General features: G+C 38.7%; 9 protein-coding genes. 4 read left to right on the top strand and 5 right to left on the bottom strand.

The features are described 5' to 3' along the window. Window positions 1–110: 110 nt before the first annotated feature. Entirely contained in the window at window positions 111–1,019 is a 909-nt protein-coding gene (locus IGJ49_RS12540) for a cation transporter (protein WP_077151976.1), read from the bottom strand. Between the two features lie 171 nt (window positions 1,020–1,190). On the opposite strand from IGJ49_RS12540, the gene IGJ49_RS12535 reads away from it, so the two are divergent. Beyond that, window positions 1,191–1,823 carry an NAD(P)H-binding protein gene (locus tag IGJ49_RS12535; RefSeq protein WP_062806156.1) on the top strand — a complete coding sequence of 211 codons (633 nt, stop codon included), beginning with the start codon at window positions 1,191–1,193 and terminating at the stop codon, window positions 1,821–1,823. Between the two features lie 311 nt (window positions 1,824–2,134). Here the strand turns inward: IGJ49_RS12535 and IGJ49_RS12530 are convergent, their stop codons facing one another. Together IGJ49_RS12530 and IGJ49_RS12525 are read right to left on the bottom strand one after the other, a co-directional pair. Continuing rightward, window positions 2,135–3,151 (bottom strand): NAD(P)-dependent oxidoreductase, encoded by a 1,017-nt coding sequence (locus IGJ49_RS12530; protein WP_077151977.1) that lies wholly within the window; start codon window positions 3,149–3,151, stop codon window positions 2,135–2,137. A gap of 39 nt (window positions 3,152–3,190) precedes the next feature. Then, complete coding sequence (locus tag IGJ49_RS12525) at window positions 3,191–4,219, bottom strand: AEC family transporter (protein ID WP_077151978.1); 1,029 nt, start codon at window positions 4,217–4,219, stop codon at window positions 3,191–3,193. Window positions 4,220–4,504: 285 nt separating this feature from the next. Between IGJ49_RS12525 and IGJ49_RS12520 the strand changes: the two genes are divergently transcribed. The 3 genes from IGJ49_RS12520 to IGJ49_RS12510 are packed head-to-tail and all read left to right on the top strand — an operon-like array spanning window position 4,505 to window position 8,027. Continuing rightward, window positions 4,505–5,845, top strand: a complete 1,341-nt coding sequence (locus IGJ49_RS12520) for an aminotransferase class III-fold pyridoxal phosphate-dependent enzyme (protein WP_023520330.1) — start codon at window positions 4,505–4,507, stop codon at window positions 5,843–5,845. 18 nt (window positions 5,846–5,863) lie between these two features. Next, complete coding sequence (ald, locus tag IGJ49_RS12515) at window positions 5,864–6,964, top strand: alanine dehydrogenase (RefSeq protein WP_023520329.1); 1,101 nt, start codon at window positions 5,864–5,866, stop codon at window positions 6,962–6,964. A gap of 28 nt (window positions 6,965–6,992) precedes the next feature. Next, window positions 6,993–8,027, top strand: a complete 1,035-nt coding sequence (locus IGJ49_RS12510) for an NAD(P)H-dependent amine dehydrogenase family protein (RefSeq protein ID WP_375148523.1) — start codon at window positions 6,993–6,995, stop codon at window positions 8,025–8,027. 76 nt (window positions 8,028–8,103) lie between these two features. Here IGJ49_RS12510 and nrdF read toward each other — a convergent pair whose 3' ends face one another. Both nrdF and nrdE read right to left on the bottom strand, forming a co-directional pair. Continuing rightward, on the bottom strand, window positions 8,104–9,069 hold the full coding sequence (nrdF, locus tag IGJ49_RS12505) for a class 1b ribonucleoside-diphosphate reductase subunit beta (RefSeq protein WP_010734316.1): 966 nt from the start codon (window positions 9,067–9,069) through the stop codon (window positions 8,104–8,106). 51 nt (window positions 9,070–9,120) lie between these two features. Further along, window positions 9,121–11,280: a class 1b ribonucleoside-diphosphate reductase subunit alpha gene (gene nrdE / locus IGJ49_RS12500; RefSeq protein ID WP_062806161.1), complete on the bottom strand. Its 2,160-nt coding sequence runs from the start codon at window positions 11,278–11,280 to the stop codon at window positions 9,121–9,123. Window positions 11,281–11,374 lie beyond the last annotated feature (94 nt).

The raw sequence follows: 11,374 nt of genomic DNA, 5'->3' as shown, positions 1-11,374 counted from the left end.
ATCTACCTTTCTAAGTCATAATTAAACACAGAACAATTGAAAAAAACAGAAGCTTCCCAATCGTTTTCGTATTGGAGGAGCTTCTGTTTTTTTATAAAGTACGCTCTTTCTTAAGCCCACTTGAGATCACCGATAAAGTTGATATTCAACCATAAAGAATAGTCAGAGAAACCTTCAGTTACTTTGCGGTTGAGTTTATCTCTTAGATGATCTTGCGCGCGGATACTATCTAATTCACTATCGGGTAAAATCACGATATCTAGTTCAAGAATGACTTGATCCCCTACTTTTGCGATTCGTAAGACATAGGTTTCGATAGCGACATTTTGCAAGAGCTTATCAACTACTAACAATATTTTTTCGCGCAATTCATATTTGGGGGGTGCATAAGTAAGTTCTAATGTGGCACTTTTGATTTCAGTCACTGATAGATAAATATAGAAAATGGTGATTCCAATGGAAATCACAGGGTCGATCAATTGGGCGATTGCAAGATATGGCGTTTTTGCTAGTACACCAGAGACGATGATCGAGACCACGACTCCTAAACTGAACAGAAAACCGAAGCGCCATTGTTCCAGCTCCACCTTATAAAAGGAATGATTGATCGGATTTTTTTTCAAATAAAGATAAAAGACAAAACAAAAGAGTGTCCCAAACAAAGAAAAAGGCAAACCAATCGCTAAATCAACGTAGGTATCTGCATAAAGCAAACTGAAAAAAGACTCAATCAGGCCATAGGAAGAAATCAATAGGATGACACTGTATTGGATAAAAACAACCAAGGGCATCAGTGATTCCTTTCCAAATGGAAAACGTTCAAAATCTTGTGTCTGGATAAACTTAGCAATATATAATGCGATCAGAGACATCAGCGCACCGACCATCGTATAGACACCATCAAGCAAGAGGACATTGTAATTGATCATCAATCCTGTAAGTAGCGCTAAAAGACCATAAACGGTTCCTGCAATGATGGAGGCGGTTAATAATTTTTTTATTTTTTGCGTATTTTTCATATAACTAAAACCCTTTCTGGAATAGATGCTTTTTTGAGAATCATACTGATTGTAATAAAAGATGCGAATAAATACTTGCGGTTAGAGTCGTTCTAAGCCTTATACTTTACTCATCTTATCAAAGGAGGAGCGTTGTACAAGTAAAAAAACAAAACTAGAGGTGGAAATAGATTGAAAAAAAACGTATTGATCCTTGGTGCATCAGCACCAATTGCTAAATATAGCTATGAATTTTTAAAAAATGATCCTACTGTGAATGTCACTTTATTTTTGAGAAATCCGGATAAAGTCTTTGATAAGGAGCGAAGTATCATTGGTGATGCGATGAATCTAGATGATTTGGTTCATGCAATGAAAGGCATTGATATCGTTTATTCTTGCTTAGGTCCTTACAATATGGTGCCTTTAGCTAAACATGTGATCAAGGCGATGAACCAGAATAAGATCAAACGCGTATATTGGATGGCAACACTTGGGATCTACGGTGAAGTTGACTTCAATGACGAAGAAGCAGTTGCAGAGTTGGGCGACTATCGCGATCCTGATACTTATTTAGGGGACCAGCGTATTGCAGCAGATTTGATTGAGAACAGTCATCTAGACTTTACCATCATCCGTCCTAATTGGTTAACCGATAAAGAGATTGTTGAGGATATTCGTATCGAGAATAGAAACGGAAAAAGTTACATTGGTGAAATCAGCCGACAAACTGTAGGGAAATACCTAGCAACTTTGATCAACGAGCCAACTACTCATATGTATGACTCTATTGCATTAACAGCAAAGGAAAAAATACACGAGTAAAAAATAATTGAGGTTTGACAGAAATTTTCAGCTTTGAAATAAGGCAGGACCCCCAGAAAGCATTCTTTGATTTTCTGGGGATTCTGTCTTACTATTTTTTGTGATGATTGAAAGGAAAGTAGTTAAGACAAACGTAAGATTCACTTTTGTCTGTCACCATACAAACAAATCAACGGGAAGAATTAACGAAACCACTTCGAAAATAAGGCAACAGCTACAAAAATTGGAAGAGCAATTTTTATAGCTATCGCCTTATTTCATGAGGCTAAACACTTCGGTGCAATATCGGATCGCTGATTCTTTGATGGCGACTACCCAGCCTGAGTGGGAAGCGTGTTGGCACAGTCCAATTGATTGAACATTTTATAAAGATTGTCAAAACTTGTTTCGATCATATTAGATACTGCTTCGTCGGTGTTCGAACCAATATGTGGAGTAATGATCACTCGCGGATACATATCGATCAGTGCCTTAGCTGTTGCATCGATCAATAAGGGATCTTCATCAAAATTTTTGTTGAAAATCAGCGCTTCATTAGGCAAGACATCTGTACCAAATCCAGATAGTTTTTTGCTTGTCAACGCATCAAGGATTGCTTGATTATCCTGTAACTCCCCTCTAGCAGTATTGATCAAAATCGCATCATCCTTCATTTTTTCGATAAAATCTTTATTAATGAAACGTTCATTTTTACCGGGGATGTAAGGAATATGGATACTGACGATATCACTTTCTGCCAGTAAGTCATCAAGCGACTTAAATTCGATGAATGCTTTTGCTTCTTCACTTGGATATAGATCATTACCAATCACCGTTGCGCCTAATCCTTTGAAAAGTTTTGCTTCTGTTAGTCCGATGTTCCCCACGCCAACGATTCCAACTGTACAGTTTCGGACTTCTTTACTGAACATAAAGCGATCAATCGTAAAATTATAAGCAGCTGTTTTATTCGTTGTATGAGTTGTTCTACGTAAAAGCATCATTGCTAAAGTAACAGATAATTCAGCGATTGCATTTGGTGAATAAAATGGTACATACGCGACTTGCATTCCATGATCGTGAGCTGCCATTAAATCAATATGATTTGTCCCCACTGTACGCGTGAGGAGGAACCTGATCCCGAATTGGGCAAAGCGTTCGATATTCATGCGATTTGCTAAACAATTTCCTCGAACGATGATGGCATCCATTCCTTTTGCTTCTGCGTAATTTGTCTCATTTAATAAATCTTCTACTAGTTTCAAGTTGAATCCGTGGACATTCAACTGCTGAAAGAGAGATCTTTCAGCAGGGCGAACACCATAACATACAACATTTAAATTTTTCATAGTATAGTTTCCTTTCGTTAATTAATTATATAATGTGGGTTAATTTCCAATCAAGTTTAAGACGATGATCCAGATAGGGATTAAGACGATCGAGAAGAGTGTAGAAAGTAAAGAGGCGTTAGAGGCAAGTACTGCTTCTTTTTCAAAATTGATGGCATAAGCAACCGCAACTGTTGCAGCTGGAGTAGCCATCATAATGATCATCGTACCTAGACCAACTGAATTCACTGGTAAAATATTCATTGCGTTCAACAGTAAAATTGAAAGTAAAATCACAAGTGGGAAGACAATGACTTTGATGAATGAATAGTACCAAGAGGTGTGACTGCTGAGGGTTTTTCCGAATGGCAGATCGCCTAATGTGATCCCGATTGCCAACCAAGCGAGTGGGGAGGCTAAACTAGAGAGGAACGTCAAAGGTTTAAATAGCCATGGCAACGTCTGATCGATTCTTAAAAAAGCAACAGATTCAGAACTAGACTGAGCAATTTGAGGTAAGCTATCTTGGAAGAGCCAAATAAATAATCCGATAAACGTTGCCAATACGATTGGGTTCAAGATCATTTCTCTAATATTCTTGCGTGCCATTTTCAATCCGCTCATTTTTAGATAAGCATAAGAGTATAAAAAGATACGATAGCCAATGTTAAAAATCGATGCGTACAAAATCCCTTCTGCGCCAAAAACTGCACCGACGACAGGAATACCGAAGAATGTTGTTGACCCGAAAATAGAGAGTACACGCAATGTGTCTTCTTTATTTGGTGCATATCTAAAAAAGAAGAATTTACTTAGAAAAATCAAGAAAACGTGGACTAAGATTCCGAGAATCAAAATGTTGATTCCTTGATTCAATACTTCATCATTCAATTCCTGCATAAACGAATTAAAAGCTAATGCAGGAATTGCGACAGTTAAGACGACCTTAGACAAAGTCTTTCCGACATCTGATGAGAAAACCTCACGCTTTCTTAAAAAGTAACCTAATAATATAATAAACAGTGTGGAAGTGATCGCACTGATAATTTCCATGTTGATGACATTGCTTAATGTTTCTGATAGTGACATTTAAATTTTCCTCCTCAATTCTTGTGAATGTTTTAATTTGTTTATTTAATCAGCTGTGCATGTGTACCACTCCTCCTCAATTACATCCTAGAGGTTAGAATCGTTATAAGGTCAATATGCTTTACAAATAAAATCACAAAAGTATTTTTTCTTCTATATAAGTGATTTTTTACTTTTTTAATGTAAGCGATTTTATTAAAAGAATAAAAAAAAGATTGACCTTAGAATTGTTCTACCCTTTAGTCTTAACATGTAAACAGGAAAGCAGATAAAGGAGAGAATAATATGAACAATCGCAAGAAAAAGTATTTTTGGCATCCGATGACGGATACTCGAGCAAGTGAAGAAGAAACAATCGTTATCGAACGTGGAGATGGGAATTTTATCTATGATGATACGGGGAGAAAATTACTCGATGGTGTTGGTGGATTATGGTGTATGAACGTTGGTCATAATCGCCCTGAAATGAACCGAGCAATTGCTGATCAAATGGAAAAATTATCTTACTATCAATTGTTTACGAATATTGCCCATCCCAAGGCATATGACTTGGCAGAAAAAATCATTCAAATGACGCAAGAAGAAGAGATGGCGAAAGTATTCTTTACTTCTGGAGGAAGTGATTCAGTAGATACTGCTTTAAAAATCACAAGACAATACTGGCAAGCAGTAGGTAAACCGACAAAGAAAGTATTTCTGTCATTGGAAAAAGCCTATCATGGGATGCATTATGGTGGAACGTCGATAGGTGGCAACCCAATCTATCGGGAATTTATTGGTCCAGGTTTACAAGATTGTGTACGTGTCTCTTCCCCGCATTTGAAGAAAAATAATTGGAATTGCCAAGATCCAGAAGAATTGACAAAACACTGTATCGCTGAACTAGTTGAAACGATTGAACAGATTGGCGCAGATCATATTGCTGCATTTATTGCTGAACCGATCCAAGGTGCTGGCGGTATCATCGTTCCACCAACTTCTTATTGGCCAGCTTTAAGGGAGGTTTGTGATACTTATGATATTTTATTGATTGCAGATGAAGTGGTGACAGGTTTTGGCCGTTCAGGACATCTTTTTGGTAGTCGTGGCTGGGGCATCAAACCAGATGCTATGGTTCTAGCGAAAGGATTATCTTCTGGGTATGTTCCACTAGGGGCTACTGTTTTTAACAAACGCATCGTTGAAGGCATCGAATCAGCGACCAATGGAGCTAATGTCATTATCCATGGGCATACTTACGGTGGACATCCGCTCGGCTGTGTGGCAGCATTAGAAGCTTTACGTATTGTGGAAGAAGAAAATTTAGTTGAAAATGCCCGTGAAGTCGGTGCATATTTATTGGAACGTCTAAAAGGACTTGAAGGAACATATGACTGCATTAGTGATGTTCGTGGAAAAGGCTTGATGATCGCTATCGATTTTGAGAATACAGGGAAATATGATGTGGAACAAACAGCAAAGAATGTACAAGCCGTGGCTGATTATGCCATCAATGCAGGCGTCTTGCTACGTGATGAATTACAAACGATTATCATTTCACCATCGTTGACCTTTTCAAAGGAAAACGCAGATCAACTATTCGATGCGATTCATATGGGCTTTGAGAAGTGGCAAAAGCAACAATAATTCAAAGGAGGATATAATATGACAATCATTGGTGTACCAAAAGAAATCAAAAATTCAGAGAAACGTGTAGGTGTGACACCCGCAGGAGTCAAAGAGTTAGTAACAGCAGGTCATATCGTTTATGTAGAAGAACGTGCAGGGGAAGGATCAGGCTTTACAGATAGTCAATACCGTGAAGCTGGCGCTCAGATCAAAGCTGATCCAGAGACAGTCTGGTCGGCAGAAATCGTCGTGAAAGTCAAAGAACCACTAGCATCAGAATATCAATACTTTAGAAACGATTTGATTTTGTTTACGTACTTGCATCTAGCCGCAAATCTTGAATTGACTGAAGCATTGATCAAGTCTGGAACAACAGCGATTGCCTATGAAATGGTTACGAAAAACGGAGCATTCCCATTACTCGCACCAATGAGTGAAGTCGCTGGCCGTTTAGGCGGTCTATTGGGTGCGGAGATTTTAGCGAAGCAAAGTGGAAAATTGATTTCAGGTGTAACAGGTGTTTTACCGGTTCAGGCAACTATTTTAGGTGGTGGGATCGCCGGAGTGAGTGCGGCACATTACTTGCACGGATTAGGAGCAGATGTGACGATCTTAGATATCAATGTCGACCGCTTACGTGAATTGTCAGAGATGTTTAATGGACAAGTAAAAACCCTCTACTCAAGCCCAGCGAATATTGAGAAAATGGCATTGACTAGTGATATCGTGATTGGTTCAGTCTTATTACCAGGTAAAAAAGCCCCACATCTTATCACAGAAGAATTAGTGAAGCAGATGAAAGAAGGAACGATCTTAGTGGATATTGCGATTGACCAAGGCGGCTGTTTTGAAACGAGCCAGCCAACCACCCATGAAGAACCGACTTTCGTTAAACATGGAGTGATCCACTACTCGGTTGCGAATATGCCAGGTTTAGTTCCTCAAACGTCTACGTTAGCTTTAACGAATGTCACGATGAGATATATCAAGGGCTTAGCCTCCCAATCACTGACAGAAGTCATCCAAACGTATCCAGAGATCCTACCAGGAATCGGTACCTATAAAGGAAAACTGACCTGTCCTGAAGTGGGGGAAGTCTTTGAGCGAACCGTTGACGATATTCGTGAGCTCGTTTAAAAATTTTCTAAAAAGTGAGGGAAATACAATGACTAAAAAAATTCGTATGGTCCAAGTCGGCTGTGGAAAAATGGCGAAAGAGATTATCAAATATGCCATGGCAAAAGATATTGAAATCGTTGGAGCTGTAGACAATCGTCCAGAGGCGATCGGTCAGGATCTAGGGCTATATTTAGGATATGACCAAGCTTTAGGAGTGAAAATCTCTAACGATCCCCATGAAGTATTTCAAAACTGTGATGCCGATGTGGCATTAGTCACGATAGCTAGTTATATCAAAGATTTCATGCCAAGTTTAGAGATACCCTTGACCTATGGAGTCAATGTTTTAACAATCAGTGAAGAAGCTTTATATTCTTGGACGACTTCGGTTGCAGAAACCAATCGTTTGGATAAAATCGCAAAAGCCAACAACGTTACGATTTCAGGAACAGGAATGCAAGATATTTACTGGGTGTTGTTTCCAACGCTGCTGGCTGCTGGCATGAATGATGTACAAAAAATCAGTGGGGAAGTTAGTTATGATGTCGAACACTATGGGAAAGCGTTAGCGGAAGCGCATGGTGTGGGCTATGATCAAGTAAAATTTGACAAAGAAATTGCCAATGCAACCGATTTGCCTTCCTATTCTTGGATGACCGCAGAAGCCATCTGTGCCAAAATGGGTTGGACGATCAAACGCATTGCTCAAAAGAACGTTCCAATCGTTTTAGATAAAGATATTCCATCGAAAACAATGGAACGGCCGATCAAAGCAGGTGAAGCGATCGGCATGTCTGCCGTTGCAACGATTGAAACGGTACAAGGTCCAGTGGTGGAAGTCGGTTGTACTGGGAAAGTCTATCAGACAGGTGAAGGCGATTTATGTACTTGGTCGATCGAAGGAACACCAAGTATGCAATTTGAAGTGACCAAACCAGATACACCAAAGCATACGTGCGCTACGTTGATTAACCGGATACCGACGGTGATCAATTCAAACGCAGGCTATGTCACGATCGATCAATTGCAACCTGTCGAATATATGACGTATCCAGCACATCTTTATTTAGATAAAAAATAGGCAGAACTAAGGTTGGTAGTTGGTTAAAGAGAAACAAAAAAAGAGCGAGGATGCAATATCCAAGCTCTTTTTTTGTTTAGTCTAAACCAATCAAGTAATCTTCATCTTTCATCGCTTCTACGTTACCTAATAGGTAGCCGTTTCCGACTTGAGAGAAGAAATCGTGGTTACTTGTACCAGTAGAGATCCCATTCATCACGATTGGGTTGACATCGTTTGCTGTATCAGGGAATAGTGGGTCCATTCCTAGATTCATCAATGCTTTATTTGCATTGTAGCGTAAGAATGTTTTGACTTCTTCCGTCCAACCGATTGGATCATATAATTCTTCTGTGTAGCGCTCTTCGTTTTCGTATAATTCATATAACAAATTATACATCCAGTCTTTCAATGTTTCTTGTTCTTCTTCAGGTAATTCGTTGTAACCTAGTTGGAATTTATAGCCAATATACGTGCCATGGACAGATTCGTCACGAATGATCAACTTGATGATCTCTGCCACGTTGGCTAATTTATTATTTCCTAAATAATAAAGTGGTGTATAGAATCCTGAGTAAAATAAGAAGGTTTCTAAAAAGACACTCGCAATTTTTTTCTCTAACGGCGTACCGTTTTTGTAGATCTCATTGATACGCTCCGCTTTTTTCTGTAGATAAGGATTGGTATTCGTCCATTCAAAGATTTCTTCGATTTCTTTTTTCGTATTCAATGTACTGAAGATCGAAGAGTAACTTTTCGCATGGACAGACTCCATAAATTGGATATTGTTCAATACCGCTTCTTCATGGGGCGTGCGGACATCTTTACGTAATTGATCCATCCCGCTTTCTGATTGGACGGTATCAAGTAAAGTCAATCCACCAAATACGTGACCAACTGTATCTTTTTCTAATTGGGAAAGCGTACGCCAGTCGTCTAAGTCATTTGACAAAGGGATACGTGTGTCTAACCAAAATTGCTCAGTTAATTTCTCCCAAGTCGATTTATCAATGATATCTTCAATTTCATTCCAGTTTATCGCTGCATAATAAGTTTCTGACATGAGAATGCTCCTTTATTAAAATCCAGTAACGGGTTCTATCACTAAGTGAAATTAGATCACACAGCTTTCACATTGGTTGCTGCCGATTTCTTCTGCATCGTCTGTAAACGTACGTACATAATAAATCGATTTGATTCCTTTGTGGAAAGCGTAGTGTCTTAGAATATTTAGATCACGTGTGGATTGTTTTGTCGTTTCTTTCCATTCGTACAAACCTTCTGGGATTTCTGAACGCATAAACAACGTCATACTCATTCCTTGATCCACATGTTTTTGTGCTGTGGCATAAATATCGATCACTTTACGCATATCCATATCATAAGCAGAAGTGTAATACGGGATTGTTTCATTTGATAAATAAGGCGCTGGGTAATAGATTTTCCCAATTTTCTTTTCTTGGCGTTCTTCGATCATACGAGTGATCGGATGGATACTTGCACTAGTATCATTGATATAAGAAATAGAACCATTAGGTGCTACAGCTAAACGATTTTGGTGATACAAACCATCTTTCATGATTGCTTGCTTCAAGTTTTCCCAGTCTTGGGCAGTCGGAATAAAGATACCATCAAACAAAGCAGCAACTCGTTCAGATTTTGGTTGGAATTCGCCAGTGACATATTTATCAAAATAAGTGCCGTCTGCATAAGCTGATTTTTCAAAATTATGGAAGACTTGTTTTCTCTCACGTGCGATATTGTTACTTTCAACAAGTGTCCAGTAATTCAACAACATGAAATAAACATTGGTAAAATCAATTGATTCTTCGGAACCATATTCCATTTGCTCTTTGGCAAAATAAGTATGAAGTCCCATGGCACCAAGTCCGATCGTATGATTCAATTTGTTCCCGTTTTGGATCGGTGGAACCACGTCAATGTCTGAAGCATCTGTGATATACGTCAATGCACGAGTCATCGTGCGGACAGAGCGACCAAAGTCAGGGCTATCCATCAAATTGACGATGTTTGTAGAACCTAAGTTACATGAGATGTCTGTCCCTAACTCTTCATATTCTTGCTTGCCATTGATGACAGAAGGTGTCTGTACTTGTAAAATCTCAGAACATAAGTTACTCATGATAATTTTACCGTCTACAGGATTTTCACGATTTGCCGTATCAATATTGATGATATACGGATAACCAGACTCTTGTTGTAATTTAGAGATTTCATTTTCTAAATCACGGGCTTTGATTTTTTGTTTACGGATATTTGGATTTGCGACTAAATTGTCATATTCCGCAGTGATATCTACGTAAGAAAATGGCACACCATATTCTTTTTCCACACTATAAGGACTGAATAGATACATTTCTTGGTTTTTACGTGCTAATTCATAGAATTTATCTGGGACGATCACACCAAGTGATAAAGTCTTCACGCGAATCTTTTCGTCTGCATTTTCTTTTTTTGCTGAAAGGAACATCATGATGTCTGGGTGGAAGACGTTTAAATAAACGACACCCGCACCTTGACGTTGTCCTAATTGGTTCGAATAACTAAAGCTATCTTCAAACAATTTCATGACTGGAACAACACCGCTAGCTGCACCTTCGTATCCTTTGATCGGCGCTCCGGCTTCACGTAAGTTAGAAAGTGTGATCCCAACACCACCACCGATTCGTGAAAGTTGTAAGGCAGAGTTGATCGAACGACCGATTGAATTCATATCATCCGTTACTTGAGTCAAGAAACAAGAAACAAGTTCACCACGACGTTTACGTCCAGCATTCAAAAATGAAGGGGTTGCTGGTTGATAACGTTGGTGGATCATTTCATCAGCTAAAGCTAAGGCTAGTTCTTCGTCGCCATTCGCAAAGTACAACGCATTGAATGCGACACGATCTTCATAAGATTCCAAGTAGGCAGAACCATCATTTGTTTTTAACGCATATTGAGAGTAGAACTTATAGGCTGCCATGAATGATTTAAATGTAAAGTTTTGTTCGAATAGGAATTGATAAAGTTTTTCAATAAATTCACTACTATATAATTGAATGAACTCTGCTTCTAAATATTGGTTGTCGATCAAATACTGGATTTTGTCGATCACTGTTGGAAACGTCATCGTATTTGGTTTGACATTTTCTTCAAAAAAAGCAGCTAAAGCTTCTTTATCTTTATTTAAAGGGATTTGCCCGTTGACTGGTCGATTGATTTCATTGTTCAGCTTAAAGTAGCTGACATCTTTTAGATTTTTAAGACTCATACATACGCCCAACCTTCTTTTTGATTTTGATGATACGTGTTTGACCACAAGATATAGTGGTGTTCATTGCTGTAAAAAAGGATTTGGGGAGGTT

This window comes from Enterococcus sp. AZ171, from assembly GCF_051714005.1.
GTDB classification, from domain to species: Bacteria; Bacillota; Bacilli; order Lactobacillales; family Enterococcaceae; genus Enterococcus_B; species Enterococcus_B pernyi.
The sequence above is the reverse complement of the archived record's forward strand: the minus strand, read 5'-3'. Positions and strand labels throughout refer to the sequence as shown.